The sequence below is a fragment of the Rhodopirellula sp. J20-39 genome, assembly GCF_057365095.1.
Genome location: NZ_CP195123.1, coordinates 2,308,599 through 2,326,819, shown reverse-complemented (window position 1 = coordinate 2,326,819; position 18,221 = coordinate 2,308,599). Strand labels below are relative to the sequence as shown.

General features: G+C 55.6%; 13 protein-coding genes. 5 read left to right on the top strand and 8 right to left on the bottom strand.

Annotated features, from left to right (window positions below; all coding sequences use genetic code 11):
* Positions 1–229: 229 nt before the first annotated feature.
* The 3 genes from ACR3ZL_RS08420 to ACR3ZL_RS08410 form a co-directional block, all read right to left on the bottom strand.
* Positions 230–628: a hypothetical protein gene (locus ACR3ZL_RS08420; RefSeq protein WP_473648323.1), complete on the bottom strand. Its 399-nt coding sequence runs from the start codon at positions 626–628 to the stop codon at positions 230–232.
* Entirely contained in the window at positions 628–957 is a 330-nt protein-coding gene (locus ACR3ZL_RS08415; RefSeq protein ID WP_473648324.1) for a hypothetical protein, read from the bottom strand. Before ACR3ZL_RS08415 ends, ACR3ZL_RS08420 begins: the two co-directional genes overlap by 1 nt.
* Before the next feature lie 154 nt (positions 958–1,111).
* Complete coding sequence (locus tag ACR3ZL_RS08410; protein ID WP_486173366.1) at positions 1,112–2,011, bottom strand: hypothetical protein; 900 nt, start codon at positions 2,009–2,011, stop codon at positions 1,112–1,114.
* A gap of 490 nt (positions 2,012–2,501) precedes the next feature.
* Here ACR3ZL_RS08410 and ACR3ZL_RS08405 point away from each other — a divergent pair, with 490 nt between their 5' ends.
* The 4 genes from ACR3ZL_RS08405 to ACR3ZL_RS08390 all read left to right on the top strand — a co-directional run bounded on the left by ACR3ZL_RS08405 (position 2,502) and on the right by ACR3ZL_RS08390 (position 6,473).
* Positions 2,502–3,629 carry a 3-oxoacyl-ACP synthase III gene (locus ACR3ZL_RS08405; RefSeq protein WP_473648327.1) on the top strand — a complete coding sequence of 376 codons (1,128 nt, stop codon included), beginning with the start codon at positions 2,502–2,504 and terminating at the stop codon, positions 3,627–3,629.
* A gap of 421 nt (positions 3,630–4,050) precedes the next feature.
* A complete protein-coding gene (locus ACR3ZL_RS08400) occupies positions 4,051–5,061 on the top strand; it encodes a hypothetical protein (protein ID WP_473653369.1) in 1,011 nt (336 codons plus the stop codon).
* A 106-nt stretch (positions 5,062–5,167) separates the two neighbouring features.
* Positions 5,168–5,593 (top strand): Minf_1886 family protein, encoded by a 426-nt coding sequence (locus ACR3ZL_RS08395; RefSeq protein WP_473648328.1) that lies wholly within the window; start codon positions 5,168–5,170, stop codon positions 5,591–5,593.
* A 40-nt stretch (positions 5,594–5,633) separates the two neighbouring features.
* On the top strand, positions 5,634–6,473 hold the full coding sequence (locus ACR3ZL_RS08390; protein ID WP_473648329.1) for a class I SAM-dependent methyltransferase: 840 nt from the start codon (positions 5,634–5,636) through the stop codon (positions 6,471–6,473).
* Positions 6,474–6,684: 211 nt separating this feature from the next.
* On the opposite strand, the gene ACR3ZL_RS08385 is transcribed toward ACR3ZL_RS08390, so the two are convergent.
* From ACR3ZL_RS08385 to ACR3ZL_RS08365, 5 genes are all read right to left on the bottom strand, one after another.
* Positions 6,685–8,091: a DUF1501 domain-containing protein gene (locus ACR3ZL_RS08385; RefSeq protein WP_473648330.1), complete on the bottom strand. Its 1,407-nt coding sequence runs from the start codon at positions 8,089–8,091 to the stop codon at positions 6,685–6,687.
* A 51-nt stretch (positions 8,092–8,142) separates the two neighbouring features.
* Positions 8,143–11,118 (bottom strand): PSD1 and planctomycete cytochrome C domain-containing protein, encoded by a 2,976-nt coding sequence (locus ACR3ZL_RS08380; protein WP_473648331.1) that lies wholly within the window; start codon positions 11,116–11,118, stop codon positions 8,143–8,145.
* The gene (locus tag ACR3ZL_RS08375; RefSeq protein WP_473648332.1) at positions 11,111–12,802 is read right to left on the bottom strand and encodes a LamG-like jellyroll fold domain-containing protein; all 1,692 of its coding nucleotides are present in this window, start codon (positions 12,800–12,802) and stop codon (positions 11,111–11,113) included. Before ACR3ZL_RS08375 ends, ACR3ZL_RS08380 begins: the two co-directional genes overlap by 8 nt.
* The gene (locus ACR3ZL_RS08370) at positions 12,799–13,335 is read right to left on the bottom strand and encodes a sigma-70 family RNA polymerase sigma factor (protein WP_486173365.1); all 537 of its coding nucleotides are present in this window, start codon (positions 13,333–13,335) and stop codon (positions 12,799–12,801) included. Before ACR3ZL_RS08370 ends, ACR3ZL_RS08375 begins: the two co-directional genes overlap by 4 nt.
* Before the next feature lie 162 nt (positions 13,336–13,497).
* Positions 13,498–16,605 (bottom strand): VWA domain-containing protein, encoded by a 3,108-nt coding sequence (locus ACR3ZL_RS08365; RefSeq protein WP_486173364.1) that lies wholly within the window; start codon positions 16,603–16,605, stop codon positions 13,498–13,500.
* Positions 16,606–16,887: 282 nt separating this feature from the next.
* Here ACR3ZL_RS08365 and ACR3ZL_RS08360 point away from each other — a divergent pair, with 282 nt between their 5' ends.
* A complete protein-coding gene (locus tag ACR3ZL_RS08360; protein WP_486173363.1) occupies positions 16,888–18,195 on the top strand; it encodes a glycosyltransferase family 4 protein in 1,308 nt (435 codons plus the stop codon).
* The last annotated feature ends 26 nt before the right edge of the window (positions 18,196–18,221 follow it).

Here is an 18,221-nt window from a genome sequence, read left to right as displayed (position 1 = left end):
GCATAATCGGATCCACTGGCCTTTGTTTCCACTGGCCTTTGTTTGCGACCCTTCGGATTTCGACTCAAACTTCACCAGGCGAAACACCAAGTCACCGAACGACTCGCTGCCTCGCCAACCGCCCGAACGATTCAGCCTCGCCGAATCATCAACTGCAAAAGAACATTCCAGCTGAGGCGTGAAGCCAAAACCCTGGCGTCGAAGAGACCATCGGCTACTACGACTTCCCTTACAGCAACGACGCGATGGTAGCACGAAGCGATGGCGAACTATTAATATGCGACTGCAACTGCATCCGCTCGGTCGCGTCCGCTGCCGTGCCTTCTTGACCATCAGCAGGAAGAACTTGGATCTGGTCGTGGTCGTCGACCTGCAACGCCATCGGTTGTTCGGTCGTTAAACCGAGCTGCTCGATCAAGCCATCCAGAATTGCACCAATCGAGGCACCCCCTGATTCAGACGATGCCGCGACGCCACTCACCTCCGCCGACTCGTCCGAATTAGCGAACACGTCGGCAAAGCTACCGACCATCTCCGCTGATTCCTGGGCAACCTTGCCAGCCAACTTTGCAGTTAGCTTGGCCGCTTGCATGGCAGCTCCGATGGCGGCGGTCGGCGGAACCGACATCAGTGTTGATGCTTTGTTTCAAAACCCAAAGCCTTCAGCCAAGCTTCTAGCTTATGAGCGTCTTCATGAGTCTTCGCTTTGTGCTCGAGCCATTTTGGGCAGCGGTACTTGATGTCCGCGTGTCCGTTGTGCTCGTGCTTCTGCACTTCACACTTCAGCTTCTTGAGCGTATCGACAATTTGGTCAACTTGCTTAGCGTCGTGCTCGTGGCGGGTCTTCCACTTTTCACAGCGGTAGCTCACGATCTCGGCGGCCGATGCAGTGCTGGCTGGCGAGGTGGTCGAAAAAGCAACGGCGATGGCAACAGCCAACAGGGCGGTTCGAAACATTCGGGCGAAATCCGTAAGTAAGGTGGTCGGATAGGTGGGGAAGGGTTTGACAGGTGGGACGGGACGATCGGAGAGTTATGCCCGGCGGCGCCACGGATGCCTCGCAATAATGGCTAGCGGCACCCAGGGTCAAGACGAACTGTGGCAAGACTAGCTATTCGCTAGCCCGTTCTGGCTGGGCCGACGAATCGGTTCGAGGGTTGGTTCGCTTGCGAGATTCCGCGGCCCCCGAAGCAGCGCCCCCATCACCGCGAAGCTTGACCCGCTCAAGCGTAATCTGCGGCCCAGGCCGGCGGCCACGGCGAGCCCCCGATTCCACCGGGGTGAACCTTGAATTGGCTGGCTGAAGTAACTTGGTCAGGCAGTATTTATTGATACTCAATTCCAGCTCCTTGGCCTCACGGACGACGCCCTCATGCATGCTGCGAGGAAGCCGAACAGTGATCACCCGCTCCGGTTCGTAGGTACCGCTCTTGGAGTCGTCTTGGCTTCGCATCGCGGCGACCATTTCCAGCAACTCCGCGAACTCGCTAGTCGTCTCAAAATACCGGCGTGCCTCAGCGGTCTCGTAGAGCTGATCAACCACTCCACCCGGCGCGAGCATCTCACGATAGAAGACTACCCAACTGCCCGTTTTAGCGAACGCCTCTTCCGCCATCCTCAACGCCAACGGAGCCCGATCCTGAGCGGGCACTCCACTGGGGATCGGAGTCAAATCAAGCGACTCGCGATCGGCCACCGGGGCCGAAGTGGGCAGGCTCACGCCCGGCGCGCCGGCACGGCCAAGTTGACGCTGGGCCGCATCGCCTCCTGACCTGGCCCGTTTTTCAACCATCGCGACAGCGTCGCTGGCGTAAACGGGTTGGCCTTGTTCAGCGTCTTTCGATTTCGCGCCCAACGACTTTTCCTGAGAGGGCAGAGTCTTTGCCTGTGAAGTTTTTGAGCGGGACGTCTTGTCTGCGTCGCCTGAGGACGTCATGTCGGATCCGATGGTTGCACTCGTGGAAGGTCGATGTTCGCCAGCGAGACTGTGCCGGCGATTGGATAAGTGCATCTTGGAAACGCGATCAAACGCCCTTTCGCAACCATTGCTAGCAAAGGGGTTTACGAAGCAAACCACAGCTGCCCAGTTTTTAAGCAAGCGGGTCGGCGAGCCGACTTTCGGCGACTGCCCGTTTTTTAAGCACGTCGTTTTCGCGCGTTTCCAAGGTGTCCACCTGAAACGTTTGTGCGGAATTTAACGAAAAGAAGTTTTCCAAATGTTTCTCGAGTCGGCACCGATAAGTCGCCCTTCTTCACATCTTGCCATGCCCCGATTTCATCCGCTGGCCAATGTGGCCGAACGCTCCGCGGTCGGAACTATCTACCCCCGACCGCGAAGCGTTCGGCCACACTCGCTGCTTCCGCAATCCCCAGACGGACAATGAAAGACGAATGACCGGGTCTGGTTTTGAACGAGTTGCATTTCGCCAGGGACCAAATCCAGCTAGGCTGGGTGGCTACCGTTGATAGTGAATCGGCGGACACGAACTAGGGAACTGACGATGCAATTCAATGACGTGGTTTTGGCAGGGATCGGGGTCACGATTCCAGAGGAATGCTGGTCCAGCGACGAGATCGAAAACCGCCTTTCGCCACTCTACGAAAGACTCCGCTTACCCGAAGGGCGACTGGCCCTTATGAGCGGGATTGCCGAGCGCCGAGTGTGGCCCCAAGGCACGATGCCTAGCGGCCCCAGCATTCGGTCTGGCTTAGCGGCGATCGAAGCCGCTGGAATCGATGCCAGCCAAGTCGGCTCGCTGATCCACGCCAGCGTCTGTCGCGACTTCCTCGAACCAGCGACCGCGTCGCGCGTCCACCATGAAATGGGGCTGCGTCGGGACTGCCTTGTTTACGATGTCTCCAACGCATGCCTGGGTGTACTCAACGGCGCCATTCAGATTGCCTCGATGATCCAGTCCGGCATGATTCAAGCCGGAGTTGTCGTCGGCACCGAAAACAGCCGCCCTCTGCTAGAAGCGACGATCGACTCACTGAACACCGACACCTCGCTGACACGCCAATCCGTTAAACCCGCATTCGCTTCGCTGACCATCGGATCGGGCAGTTGCGCCTGGTTGGTTTGCCACCGCGACCTTTGCCCCGACGGGACACCACTGCAGTTCGCCGTCGCCGAAGCGAATACTGCACACAACGACTTGTGCCGCAGCAACCAAGACACCGCTGGCGCTGACATGCGTCCGCTGATGGACACGGATTCCGAAAAACTAATGGCCGAAGGAATCGCGACGGGCGTGTCAGCGATTGAACGACTGCTGTCCGAATCTGGATGGGACCGCCCATCGATCCAATCGACCGTCTGCCACCAAGTTGGCACACGCCACCGAGCCGCGATGCTCGAAGCGATGGGCCTCAGCCTGAAAACAGACTCGGTCTCATTCCCGGTCCTTGGCAATACCGGATCAGTCGCACTACCACTGACCGTCGCCACCGCGATCGAACGAGGCGAACTGACCGAAGGCAATCGGTCGGCGATGCTAGGAATCGGATCTGGAATCAACAGCGTGATGATCGCTTCGACCTGGGGACAAACTCGAGTCGCCGGCGAGTGGTCAGGCCTGCTTGAGTCACTTGAAAGAGTCACCCAGCCGGATGCCATGGCGGTACGATAGAAAAGAATACGCTGGAAGTAGGATTACCCAGATAAGCCACCGGACAAGCAACACGCGTCCCCACGACAATGCAAGGGCACGATGCCGCAGTCCAAACGGCTCCTGGCACTGGACATCTCCGAACTCTGAAACGGCCACAACTCCGCCACCCCCGATGCACACTCAACACAACACATTCACGCCGCCTTCCCGATACCAGCATCAACGCGAAAACGTCAGACGCGGAAACGCTCGACCTGAAACATCAACCGCGGCGTAGCAACCAAAGCTCGCTGCCCTACACGAACCGCGAACCCACCCGAGGACCTTGGTTGTGACTTACAAGACAAAACAAACCCACTGGTTATCCATTGCATGGAGCCTGACTTCATGGCGTTCGATCGCATGCCTGATTGTGGTAGTCGGAATCGCGTTCTGGCAAATCGCCGCAACCCGCCTGGCCGCCGCACAAGAAACGGCACCCACGGTATCCGAACCAGCAGCGACTGCGACAACCGAAAAAGCGGCTTCCCAATCCGAACAAACGGCGGCCCCGTCGGACGCCACGACTGACGATGCCGAAGAAACTAAGGATGAAGAAACAGCGGACGACGAAGACACAACCGAAAACGCACAAGATCTAAAGTACGTCCGGGTAAAGGAAAACGCGGACGGTGACCCGGTCGCTCTACAAACCGCCATCGTTCGATATGTCGGCAATCCAGGAACCCCGTTCGCGGGAACGGTTGTCGACCTAGTCGGCGTCGTTCACATCGGACAGGCCGAGTACTACGAACAACTCAGCGAACTGCTTAGCCAGTACGACACCGTGCTCTACGAATTGGTTGCACCAGATGGCACCCGCATCAAACCAGAAGACCTCCAAAAACGTCGCTCGCTGCTGGCGTCGGTTCAAACGGGCATGAAAGACATGCTGAACCTGGAATACCAGCTCGAAAAGATTGATTACATGGCTGAAAACTTCCGCCACGCCGACATGAGCCCCGATGAATTTGTCGAAGACCTTGAACGGCGCGGCGACAGTGTTTGGAAAATGGTTGCTCGAATGATGGGCGCCGGACTGGCCTCGCAATCAAAGAATGGTGGCGACATCGGAATGCTGATTGCGTTCTTCAGCAGCGATCGCCCCAAGCTGATGAAGCGGGCGATGGCCCGACAATTGGTGGATATCGAAATGGTTACCGCCGGCATGGACGATGCTGACGGCGAAAACACCTTGATCAAAGGCCGCAACCGAAAAGCATTTGAAATTTTGCGGGACGAACTGAGCAAAGAGACCGCCGAACCTCGGGACACCCCCAAACGCGTGGCCGTCTTCTACGGGGCTGGGCACCTTTTCGACATGGCCGAGCGGCTTGAAGCGGAATTCGACATGGCCGAGCAAGCCGACCAGTCACGCTGGCTGGACGCCTGGGATTTGACACGGAACTGAAGACGCCCTTACGCAAATCGCGCTGCGGTCACTTCCAAACACGGTTACAATACAAACTTTCAAGTCGCTCTCGTTTGAGCACTTCTCCTTTGCACTAAGTTCATCCATGACGTCGCCACTTAAAGCCATGCGGGATTTGCTCCGCGACGACCCCCGTTACAAGCTCGATGCTTACCAGTTCATTCGCGAAGCGCTTCAGTACGCTCACGAAAACCTGGAACAGATCGGGCCGCTTAGCTATGGCGAGAACGACCATCCCGATGTCGACAACCCACGTCACCTTACCGGCCAACAACTTTGCGAAGCGTGCCGGCTCTACGCCATCGACCAATATGGCTATCTCGCCAAAATGGTGTTGGCGAATTGGGGACTGAAGTCGACCAGCGATTTTGGCGAACTGGTTTACAACCTGATTCGCATTGAACAAATGCGAAAGAGCGAAAGCGACAACCGCGCCGACTTTGACGACGTCTACTCTTTCGAAGAGGCCTTCCAGCCTCAATTCGAATTAGTAACAGATGAGTCTGAGTGATTCGCCCTCCAAAATCCTACCTTAGCGATACGGGTTTGCTATGAGTCGTGGTGTTACCTGGTTGTTGCTGACCTTCAGCTTCGCTCACCTCCTAGCGACCCCCTCGTCGCTCGTTGCACAAGAAGCGGTTGCTTCCCAAACGCCGAAGCCAACCGAAGAGGCTCGGCGAACATACCTGGGACGAATCGTTGCCCAGCCAATGTCTCACTTTGGCGCCCCCTGGCTCATTCGCCCCGAACGCAACGATGAAGAAAACGCAAAAGAAGCCTTCGACCAACTGGGCATCGAACCCGGCATGACCCTGGTCGACCTGGGTTGCGGCAACGGGTTCTGGACCTTGCCGATGGCTCGTGAATGCAAGATCGCCACCGAAGCGACTACGCCCGACAAAGCCTCCACAAAAAAACGCAGGCAGGTTGCCGGTGAAGCAACGGACGCTTACGAGGGACAAGTCCTGGCCGTCGACATTCAGCAAGAGATGCTACAAAAACTACGCCGCAACATGGCGCGGGCAAAGATCGAAAACATCGTTCCAGTGCTTGGCGAAGTCGACAACCCTAACTTGCCAGCCAACGAAATTGACCTCGTGTTGATGGTCGATGTTTATCACGAGTTCTCGCATCCACAATCCATGCTTTGGGAAATCCGCAACTCACTGAAACCCAAAGGTGTGATTGCGTTGCTTGAATACCGGGCCGAAGACCCTGACGTACCGATCAAGCCACTGCACAAGATGTCGAAAGCCCAGATCATGAAAGAGTACTCCGCGTCAAACCTGAAACTGGTACGCGAGTACAACGACCTTCCCTGGCAACACTTGATGTTCTTCGCTCGAGACGACAGCCCGCTGCCAGCGATTACCCCCAAACCCGCTTTCTAAGACCAGCGACATTGGGACGATTGCAAACCTAACACAGCTCGCGATCAAGATGACGTTCGCGTGTTAACTTTCGCAGGCAACCCTCGCAGGCAACCCTCGCAGGCAACCCTCGCAGACAACCCTCGCAGACAACCCTCGCAGACAACCCTCGCAGACAACCTCCGCGGGGAACCTTGATATCGAGGTCGGTCGCGAAGACGCAACTCCATCGTTATGCGATCAGCTCAGTGATCACTTCACCTCCAAACTGGCTGAGCTGTTTGTAGCGACCGCCGTGGAAATAGGTCAGTTTGTTGTCGTCCAACCCAAGCTGATGCAGCAACGTAACATGCAAATCGCGAATCGGGTGCACACACTCGACGGCCTCTGCCCCCAACTCATCAGTTGCCCCAACAACGCCAGGCCGCACACCGCCGCCAGCCATCAACATCGTCATAGCTTTGTTGTTGTGCCCGCGACCAATCGAATAGACACCCCCGCGTTTGTTGTTATCGGGCGTTCGTCCGAACTCACCGGTCCAAATGACAAGGGTGTCTTCCAACATCCCTCGCTGTTTGAGATCACGAATTAAGGCAGCCATCGGTTTATCGACACTCTTGATTCGCGATGAGTGACCGCGTTCCAGGTAATCGTGGCTGTCCCAACCACCGCTAAAGATCTGCACGAACCGCACACCGCTTTCGACTAGTCGGCGGGCCATCAAACACTGCCGACCAAACGTCTTGGTTTCCGAATCGTTGAGCCCATACATGTCGATTGTGGCTTCGCTTTCTTGCGAAAGATCCATCACACCGGGGACCTCGGACTGCATCCGGAAAGCCAGTTCATAACTTTCCATCCGCGCCTGCAATTTTTGATCCTGAGCCCCCAACGATTGCAAGTGCGCCGCATTCAAAGCGGCAAGCTCATCCAGCGCTCGCCGTTGATGTATCTCGTTTTTAAAGGACTGCGGCGACAAATCCAAGATCGGTGAACCGGTCGGTCGCAAACGTGTGCCTTGATAATGCGGCGGCAAGAACCCGTTGCTCCAATTTGTCGAACCGCCCTGCGGAAGCGCCAACTCCGTCATCACAACGTAACCTGGCAAGTTTTGGTTTTCCGAGCCCAGCCCATAGGTAGCCCACGAACCTACCGACGGATCGCCACCCAACCGACTTCCGGTGTTAATGTGAAAGAGCGCTTCAGGGTGATTGAGCGATTCCGCTTGGCACCCCCGATAATTACACAACTCGTTGGCAACATAAGGGTCCGACAGGTGCTGCCACTGGTCGCACATCTCAATGCCATTGTCACCGGCGTGCTGAAATCCGAATGGACTTCCGACGAAAAACTTAAACCCCTTTTCCTGTCCACCGACCCGCTTGGACTCAGTTTTATGCAACCGAGTCAATTCCGGTTTGGGATCAAAAGTATCCATATGACCGGGGCCGCCTTCCATGAACAGCATGATGACGTTCTTGGCCTTGGCGGGATGCATCGGCGGCTTGGGCGACAACGGCCCGCCGGATGCGTCCTGCACATTACCCGGCTCACTCGCCGCGACCAGATCGGTCAGTGCAACCGCACCTAGTGAAGCCCCAAGTCCGTATAAAAACGATCGACGCTGGTGGTTTTGCATGGAGATAACTTCGAAATATGGTGAATGAATTGGACAAAAAAGGTGAGCGATTCAGTCCAGATAGATAAACTCATTCGTGTTCAGTAACAGCAAACAAACATCAGCAAGTGCTCGCGTATCGACGTCCACATCACTGGCTTTCAAATCGGAAACGTAGTTTTCAAACACAGGCAGGATCTCTTCGTACTCAAAGACGTCACCCGAAAATTCTTCCACCAACGAACGCGTGATCGTCGCTGGGTACTCCACCGAATCGGGCGTGCTGGACTGATGATATGAAACCATGTCGCGGTAATAGCGAAGCAATCGATCCGCCTCCGCCAAGGTAGGTTTACGTCCAAGAATCAAGTCGTACGCTCGTTCAATTTGATGACCGGGTTCGTCGCACTCTCGCTGCAACCGCACGGCTAACGCGATCGATCGATCGGTGATCAAGTCACTATTAAGCAATGCAAAAACTTGCGGCGTCACAGCAGCCGATTCTCGCATCTCACAAGACTCGTTCGGGTTGGGCAGATTAAAAAGCTCGCCGAAAGGATCCGCTTGGCCCCGCAGACTGTACGCGTAAACGGACCGCCGGTTTCGTTCCTCCGGCGAAGGCGATGGCTGGTAAGCCGGAGCCAACGAGAACTGAATCATCCTTGGCTGTAAGGCGACTTCCATATTGATCTCCGGCATGATCGGAACCCCACCATCGCAATGCTGAAGCTCGCCGGTGATCGCCAAGATGCCATCGCGAAGCTCTTCGGCACTGAGCCTTCGCCGTGGGAAATGCGAAAGCAAATCATTGTTGGGGTCGACCGTCGATAACTTGTCAGCATCGCTGGGCTTCGTAGATCGCTGATAAACCTGAGATAACATGATAGCGCGGTGAAGCCGCTTCATCGTCCAACCGTTTTCAATGAAGTTGGACGCTAGAAAATCCAACAGATCCGGATGCGTTGGCTTCGCGCCCTTCACACCGAAGTTGTTCGGGTTGGCGGCGATCGGCTTGCCAAAGTGGTACTGCCAAATTCGATTAACGATCGCTCGGGACGTCAGCGGATTCTTGGGGTTTGCGATCCAACGCGCCAACTCAATTCGCCGCCCCTCCATCTCATCAGTAATCCGGTAGGAATCTTCACGATCCAAACTGACTGGCAACGAGGTCGCGCTCAAAACGCCGGGCCCAACCTTATCACCTAAGGCCGTCAAACCTCCGCCTTGCAAGATGTAGTTAACCAACGTTCGTGGCTTTTGGCCGGCACGTTTTTTCGCAACCAAACGAAGCTTCTTAGCATTCTTGGATGAAGCCCCCGTGACGAAGTCGTTGTAGACGCTTTGCGCCAACGGTCGGTACCGCTCCAACCGTCGCGTCCAAATCCAAACATCTTGCTCGCGAACCTTCAGTTGCCCCTGTTCGGTGACGCTCAATCCAACATGTCGCGGCGGTTTTTCATCATCGGGAAGATCCCGGCGGTCTTCTTCATTCTGATACGGCAAGTCGTGTTCGTCGAACCAAGCTCGCGCAGCAGCCTCACGTTTTTCGACGAGTTTATCTCGTTCACTAGTGGCATAGTCGAGCAATTTCTGCACGTGTGCCTCACCAGCTTCAAACCGTTCTTGACTTTCGGCTGGTAAAAACGGAGCAGGCCGTTCCGCCATTTGTGTCGTTGCAAAAGCGGCATACATGCGGTAGTAATCGCGAGTCGGCAACGGGTCAAACTTGTGATCGTGACACTTGCAACACCGCATCGTCGTTGCCAAGAAAGTTTGGCCGGTGATGTTCACTAAGTCATCCAAGAAGATCTGGCGAGCCTCATCGGCTTCAACCATTGCGTTGTCCCAGGGACCGATTCGCAAGAACCCAGTCGCAATGATCTGCTCGGCCTCCTCGGCGGTGTAATCTCCCTTCAACCGTGCGGCCGTAACCGCGTCTTCATTGCCATGATTCCGACGCCGCACTGATGCATCAGCCAATTCGTCGCCTGCCAATTGCTCAACGATGAATTGATCGTAAGGCTTGTCGCTGTTGAAGCTGCGAATCACGTAATCACGATATCGCCACATGTTGGAACGTTCGTAGTCGTTCGCCATTCCGCCGGTATCGGAATATCGCGTGACGTCCAACCAATGCCGCGCCCAATGCTCGCCATAACGCTTACTGGCCAACAAGCGATCAACAAGCGATTCCCAAGCGGCAACCGGATCTTCTTGGTACGCCTGTTGGAAACGCGCGGTGTCCTCGGGAGTTGGCGGCAAACCAGTCAAATCGAAAGTCGCCCGGCGAATCAAATCACTCGGCGAGGCCGACGCCGAAGCCTCTAAACCAGCCTGCGACAATCGACGATTGACGAAGTAATTAATGACTTCCGATTCGCTCGGTTCAGCTTCGACAAGCGGTGCAGGCAAAAGTTCAGCAGCCGTTTTCACCGGTGCGAATGCCCACAAATCATCGGGTTGGTACCGCCGGTTCGTCCATTCTTCCGACGTGCCACCGCTCGTCGAAACGATCATGCCGTCGCTGTTTACCCGTTGCTGATTGTCTTCATCACGAAAACGCTGCTGAGTCGCTTCGTCCGGCCAAGGAGCACCAGCAGCGATCCAATTGCGAACCCAATCGACCTGCTGATCTGACAAACGGTCGTTTTCCTTAGGCGGCATCTCGATGCCTTCCCAAGTGATTGCTTCGATCAACGAACCCGCATCAGGTTCACCTGGGACGATTGCTACTTCATCCGACTCACCGCCTCGCAAAAGATCCGCTCGCGTCGCCACGCTATATCCGCCCTTCAGATTCGCCTCGTCGGCTCCGTGGCAACCCAGGCATTTGTCTTTCAACAACGGCAACACCTTGAGAGTAAACAGCCTCTCCGCTTGCTCGGCGACTGCAGTTTCCGAGTTGACTTCGAATTGATTCTCGATGGGTTTCGCCTCACCCCAAAGGCAAGTGTCCCCGCCAAGCGACGACGCCAAGACAGCGGCGCACGCAAAAATCACACTACCCTTCTTCGGCATTGGATTCAGCAACGATGAACGGTTACTCATGCGGGTTCCCAGTATGAAAAATTTCTTGAATCTCTTGTTCCGAGAGCACATCTGCGAAGATGGCAAACTCATCGAGAGCACCGTCCAAATTACGTACAACGAATTCGGGATCGGTCTTGTACATCGGCTCACTCCAATTCCCAATCGATGCAGCGCCAATCCGAATCGATTCAACCAATGTCTCGTCCAGAATTGGATGTCGGCTGACGACATCACCGTTGACATAGTGAGTCATCAGTCGCTGGTCCACGTCGTAGGTAGCCGCAAGCATGACCCAGCGACCACCAATCAACGCCGAATCGATCGGCGGTGAAAAGTAGATCTCACTGGATCGTGTCTTCCGACGTCCGTCCGCACCGCGAAGGGTTTTGATTGAGAAAAACAGGCGACCATCGTTCATGATCTGCCAGTGTGGTTCAAACTCCTCGTGACCATCTGTCAAAAAGAGCGAGTTGTAATTCCGATCAAGACTATCGATCTTCACCCAACAGAACATCGACAGACTGCTAAACTCGCCGGGAACATTCACTCGCACCCGGCTTCCCATCGGACTGAAGCTCAGCGCCCCTCCGTCACGCCCCCAACGATCCTGCGCTCGCCGCGAAGCCACCACTGCACCCGCGCTCGCTTCTTGAGTTGCGGCAATCGCCTGATTTGGCAAGCGACGCGATTGGTTGAACGGATCAACCTTGTAATACGCAAGCAATCGGCCATCGCGACGCAGAGAGTCGGAGTCCCCCTGCCAGAGTTTCAGTCGCTCAGCACGGCGCTGTTCGGCAAGCTGCTGAAACTCCGTGGGACCAACCGGTGCGACCGGGTGAGCATCGCTCTCTTCACTGGGCACTTCCGTTAGTGCCCCGTCATTTGCCCATGAGATGGTTGTCCCGGGACGGACCCGCTTTCGCATCGACCTGTCACCGTGCAACTCAATCTCTCCATCGACCACTTGAATTTTTGCATGATCAAGATCGGCATCGACTGAAAACTCAGTGCCTAGATCAACAATGTCGCCGGAAGATGTTTTGATACGGAATCCCTGTGCAGGCTCCGGAACACGTGCCCGTGCTTTCCCGCTACGAAGTGTCACTTGCATCGGCGAATCAATAGTGAAGTCAGCGCCACCCTCAACGACCATGTCCACGCCACTGAACAGCTCCAATCGAACCATCCCCGAACGCAGACGGATGTCGCCATTCGTCAACAGACTCCCCTCAGCAATAGGATCACTTGCCCAAACGACCTCTGACAGACCGGTAAGTAATCCGAATCCGCTAGCGGACTGCTCGGGCATGTTCGCAATCAGTGCTGCGTTCTCAAGCTCGCCACCATCAATGGCTACCGAACGATCTAACAATCCAGCAAATGAATAGATAAGCAACCACGATGCTGCCATTCCCGCCAACAAGAAAACCCACCAACGTCCGACCGGGCGGCGTGCTACTTGGGCCTGTTCGTTAGCCTCTAGCGATGCATCGGCGATACGAATTGACCGTCCGCTGATTTCAGCCGCCTCGTGCTCAAGCAACTGGTCCAACTGCAGCTTGCGGTAGTACTCCTGTCGCACTTGCGGGTCAACGGTCAACTCAGCTTCAATTCGCAAGAAGTCCGCTTCGCTAATATCACCCGCAATGAGGTCATCCAACAGTCGCGAACGTTCCTGTGCATCCATTCCGCGAGAATTCATGACGATTCTCCTGTGACAACAATCTGCCGTTCGATGCATTCAGCCAACGCCGATCGCAGCCGATGCAACTTCACCTTCAAACTACCGACCGATCGACTGGTACGTTTAGCAAAACCGACAAGCGTCTCGCCGGATTGATACCTCAGAAACAACAGTTCGCGGTTTTCTGGACTAACCGAGCCGAGACAATGCTGCAGCGCTTCGTGCCGGTCGAAGGTATCGTCTTGCCGAGTTTCCATTTCCGACGCAATGGTCGTTTCCAGCTCGACTGAAAAATGGAGACGTGCGTCGCGTGCTTGCTGCTTTCGGTAATTCAGAACTTCATAACGTGCGATCGCCATCGCCCAAGCACGAAAGTTCGTACCAGGTTGGAAGTCGTTACGCTTTTCCCAAATTTTAGCGTTCGCCTGTTGCACCACATCCATGACGGCGCGGTCACCGGGCATAAGCGACCGCACGTACATACCAAGGGTGGACTGACACTCGGTCAGTTGAGAAACAAATTCGGCGTGATCGGGATCGGAGCGTTCCATACCTCTATCATGCCCATGGCGGATCAGAGGTTAACACTCAATGTGCAAAAAGCGAAATTTTCGCCCTCAAACCGCCACGCGAAGCCAAAACCGAGGCTAGCTGAGGCCAATTGCGGGGAAAAAGGTGTTGTCATTGACCCGCCATTCGGCAGCTAGGAATGACTACTTTTTCGCTCGACGTTTCGCTTCTAGCAACCGCTCGGTGTAGGAACTACCTGGACTGGAGCTGTCCGGTGCTTGCGATTTGGTTTTGGAATCCACATCACGATTAGCCCCTTGCGACGATGCGTCGGTTCCAGATAACTCGTCCAGTCCAGACGTACCGTCGTCGGTACTTCCGGTCGCGGTCGGCTCGAATCGAGTCGATGCAGCCCGCCCAGCCATTGAACTCTTCAGTTCTTGCTTTTGTTGCCGCAGTTGATCCAGACGCTGCACCGCCACAGGGGCTACTTCAGCGTGGCCCATCAACGCACCAACCCAACGCTTCAGAAACTGGAAACGAATCGATACTCGTCGTACCAACACGTCACAAAAGAAAACGGTTAACGCAAACAAAACGACCCAAGGCCAAGCATCGCGAATGCGACGAGCAAGGGGCAGCCCACCGCGAAATGGGTCATTCTGCAGTGATTCGTCAGTGATCTCCACGCCCAATGGCGACGTCACCTGCCCCGGCTCACCACCGCTGGGACGCAGCGACGCAAGTTGCGCGATCAAAGCTTGATTCGTTTCCCGGTACCGAAATTCCTCGCTATAGGGAACCGTGACTCCTGTGCTAAGCGCGGAATTGCCCGCCCCCGGTATCACGTTCACAAAGTATGTGCCCGCACGATCGATCGGGAATCGACCAACGTAGCGTCCCGGAGCGGTTTGCTCCATTCGTAGAGAAACCGGCTGGAGCGCCGGATCAAGCACCGATCCCGCGACATCCAAGAAATTCAGAAACTGATCGTCGTCGCTCAAAGCGGTCACGATCACATCGACGTACCCGTCGTTCACTTTGGTGGCGAGCGAAAATTGGCCCGTGTCGCCGGTGGGTCGCATCAGCCACCGGACTAGTTGCGAGTGCAACTTTTCGTAACCCGGCCACTGCGCCCAACTGGCGGCCCACCGCTGTCCGGCATCGGTGGTCAAAACCGCTGAACGCCCAAGTCCGTAATTCCATGTCGCTAAGATGGTCGCGTTTTCGGGCGAGTCCGGACGAGGCGATCGCAAGACGACCTGAGCCAACGGGCTGGACTTGGTTTGCGTCATCACGAAACCACGGACCGGCGGCAAGACGGATTCAATTCCGTCCACCACTGGATGAGGGAACACGATCTCGGGCGCCGCGCCGCCAGGTGGTTCATAAACCAGCGGACGCGCAACGCGGCGAGCTTCCCGCTGGAAAATACCCGGCAAAGCACGGCCAGATTTTACTGCGTAATACTTTCCGCCGGTCTGGGACGCAATTTGCCGCAACCGTTGGCTTTCAGTCAGTCCATGCGAAGCGACCGCCACAGTACTAATTGTAATGTTGTTCTTTTTGAAATCGCTAATCACGCCGGGTGATGGGTCACTCGGGTCACCATCACTGATGATGATGCAGTGTTTGATGGAAGCGTTCACGCGGGCCAGCCCGGTTACCGCCATACGCATCGCAGGATCAAACTCAGGCATGTCGCCCGGCGTCATTTTCCCGACCGCGGCCATCATCGCTTTTCGATTCGGCCCCACTTCCAGCAAACCTTTCGAACCGTTCCACAACCAGCGATCACCGCTCATCGTCCAGTGCAAGACACCGGCTTGGTCGGCACCACCGAGTTGTTTGATCGCCGCCTTGGCAATTTCCTTCTGCCAATAGTTGCCCTGGGCCATCTCACTTGCGTGCATGATCAACGCCAACGCACCAACGGCTTGCACTTTGGTGTTCTTGATACGGAAATCAACGGGCATCGCTTTTTCAAGTTCAGTGCCAGCCCAACCGCCAGCGCCCAATGATTCCGGACCGCCGATCATCAGCAGCCCCGCTCCCAACTGTTGTGTGTTGCGGACAAGCATTTCAATCTGCTCGTCGCTGAACCGCGTAATGGTTTGAGTGCTATCGCCCGACACACGAGGCACGCCAGCCAGGATGACGGCATCATATGGCTGCAATTCTGCGATACTGCCGAACAAACGGTCCGCCGCCATCGGCGTGACCTCAATGTCAGCATCTCGCAGCGCACCCACCATCAATTCGTAATCGCCTAGCTCGCCGTCGCTGTGTATCAACAGCACACGTCCCTTGCCGCGTACATAGGTGTAACCGGTCGCCGAGTTGTTTTGCGTTAAGACATCATCCGCTTCATCATCGGCAATGAATTCCGCCTCGTAGGTATAAGCCGCCGGTTGATCGATCGAGTGTTTCAGTGGGAAGACGTTTTTCCCCGGTTCCAACTCAACAGTTTGTTCAAGCAGCAACGATTCTTCTCCCGCCACCTTCTGCTTAACCCTCAGTCGCCCACGGACCGGTCGAGCCTCGGCTTCCGCTGTCGTCGAGTTTTCGCCAGATTCTTGGCCTGGTTTACCGCCCATCGTCTTTCGGTCGCCTTGACGATCCACAACGATGCGAGCTTCGAACGGTTGCCCCTTGCGAATGTTCGATGGCAGATCGATCTTTTCGACCAAGATCTCTTGAGATGATTCGGTAAGAACCGGGACGATATCAATTCCGATCCCTGCGGAAGCGACCCGGGTGGCCATCGCTCGAGCACGACCGACGTTCTCATTCCCGTCGGTGATGATTACGATCCGCCGGGACGTGTCTTCGGGCATCGACGCTTGCGCCAAATTCAATGCCGCTTCCAAATTGGTAGCGTCGGTTCGGTCGAGCAGACTTTCCAAACGCCGCATCGGTGGAACATCGTCATCGTACGGCGGGATTTCGATCGTCGCGTCACGTCCAAACACGATCATGCCCGCCCGATCTCCGCGAGCACTGTTGCGGTGTTTGCGGACGCCTTCGATAACATAATCAAGCATCACGTTCCGCTTTTCCAGCGGAATGCTTTCACTTTGATCCAGCACGTACATGACTGTCACTCGGTCGCTAACCCAGACCATTTGGATGCCAGCCAACGCCGCAACGATGACGGTCCAGACAAGCGACCGCAAAATCAATGCGAAGACTCGGCGGATCGGCCCCAAGACACCCAGGTGTGACCAACCTAGCCACCAAAGCAACGGCAATACGGCGACCAACCACAGGTAGCCGGGCGATTCAAAGCCAATTCGAAAGGGAAGGGTCACAGATGTTTCCGCTGGTTTGATCGGCTGATTGGTCAAATTCCAAGTTGGGGATAGCGGTGAACGCCTCGATCTCTGGGTTCAACCCGATCCACTGGGTTCAACCCGATCCACTGGGTTCAACCCGATACCACGGTTCGCCCAAACGCTGGGTTCGACGCATGACCTGGGATTTGACGGCCCGTCGATGGGTGGACTGACAGTTTACCTGTCTAACGGCATAGACCTCGAGAACGTTGTCTACAATCTAGAGTATAGCGTTTCGTTCCAACCTGAGGATTCCGTTTGAAAATCGTCTTTTTGACTGCTGGTGCCGCGGGCATGTTTTGCGGAAGCTGTATGCACGACAACGCATTGGCCAAGGCCTTGATCGCTCGCGGTCATGACGTGCTGCTGCAACCGGTATACACGCCCATCCGCACCGACGATGACAGCATCGCTGGTGAACAGATCTGGTTCGGCGGGATCCATGTTTATCTGCTTCAACAATTTCCGCTGCTGCGATTTGTTCCGCGATTTTTGCGATCCTGGATGGATCGGCCAGGGATCATCCGGATGGCCACTCGACGAGCGGTCCAAACGGATCCGGCCAAGCTTGGCGAGTTGACGCTTTCGATGCTACGTGGGCAACACGGACGACAAGCCGAAGAAGTCGAACGATTGGTACGTTGGCTGGAAACGGAGATTCGTCCGGACGCCATCCTCTTGAGCAACTTGTTGATCGCCGGGGCGATCCCCGTGATCCGCCAACGCTTACCGAACACCAAGATTGTCACCGTGCTGCAGGGCGACGATATCTTCTTAGATCATCTGCCTGACGATATCCGAGCCGAAGCGATCGTGCTGTGCAGTGAACTTTCCAAGCACGTGCATCGTTTTGTAACCAACAGTGAATTCTACCGCGACAAAATGTGCAGTTGGCTAGCGATCGACGAATCGAAAGTGGACATCCATCCGCTATCGATAGACCTAAAACCGTTTTACAAGCCGCCTAATGAATTACCGGAAGCCGCGGCTAAGAAGAGCGGCGAATTTCGTGTGGGTTACCTCGCTCGGATTGCGCCCGAAAAAGGACTGCATGTTTTGGTCGAGGCTTTCAAGCTACTCGCCCATGACGCGCGGAATGACCACATCACACTCCATGTGGCTGGTTGGCTAGGTGAACACAACGCAGTCTATCTGGATGACCTTCGGCAAAGAATCGCCGACGCGGGTTTGGCGGGACGCTTCGTTTATCACGGCAGTCCCACGCTGGAAGAAAAAGTCGACCTCCTGCGATCCTTTGATTTGATGAGCGTGCCGTCACCGTACGAGGATCCCAAGGGTTTGTTCGTTTTAGAGGCACTGGCAGCCAAAGTTCCGGTTCTACAACCTGCCCACGGCGCGTTTCCAGAACTAATCGAAGCGACTGGCGGCGGCGAATGCTTTCCACCGGAAAACCAGCATGCGTTAGCCGAGCGGATCGTTCATTGGGCCAGGAACCCGGACTTGATCGCGGGATATGTCACCCATTCAAGTCAACGCCTCGAGGCAAACCACAGCATTGATGCGGCCGCCCAAAGAATGGAAACACTGTTAGTGTCACCGAATTAGCTCGGCTGCCCTTGCCCGCTTAACAT

Coding starts and splice junctions, on each gene's coding strand:
- ACR3ZL_RS08420 (WP_473648323.1), bottom strand. CDS start 628: ATGTCGGTTCCGCCGACCGCCGCCATCGGAGCTGCCATGCAAGCGGCC.
- ACR3ZL_RS08415 (WP_473648324.1), bottom strand. CDS start 957: ATGTTTCGAACCGCCCTGTTGGCTGTTGCCATCGCCGTTGCTTTTTCG.
- ACR3ZL_RS08410 (WP_486173366.1), bottom strand. CDS start 2,011: ATGCACTTATCCAATCGCCGGCACAGTCTCGCTGGCGAACATCGACCT.
- ACR3ZL_RS08405 (WP_473648327.1), top strand. CDS start 2,502: ATGCAATTCAATGACGTGGTTTTGGCAGGGATCGGGGTCACGATTCCA.
- ACR3ZL_RS08395 (WP_473648328.1), top strand. CDS start 5,168: ATGACGTCGCCACTTAAAGCCATGCGGGATTTGCTCCGCGACGACCCC.
- ACR3ZL_RS08390 (WP_473648329.1), top strand. CDS start 5,634: ATGAGTCGTGGTGTTACCTGGTTGTTGCTGACCTTCAGCTTCGCTCAC.
- ACR3ZL_RS08385 (WP_473648330.1), bottom strand. CDS start 8,091: ATGCAAAACCACCAGCGTCGATCGTTTTTATACGGACTTGGGGCTTCA.
- ACR3ZL_RS08380 (WP_473648331.1), bottom strand. CDS start 11,118: ATGAGTAACCGTTCATCGTTGCTGAATCCAATGCCGAAGAAGGGTAGT.
- ACR3ZL_RS08375 (WP_473648332.1), bottom strand. CDS start 12,802: ATGAATTCTCGCGGAATGGATGCACAGGAACGTTCGCGACTGTTGGAT.
- ACR3ZL_RS08370 (WP_486173365.1), bottom strand. CDS start 13,335: ATGGAACGCTCCGATCCCGATCACGCCGAATTTGTTTCTCAACTGACC.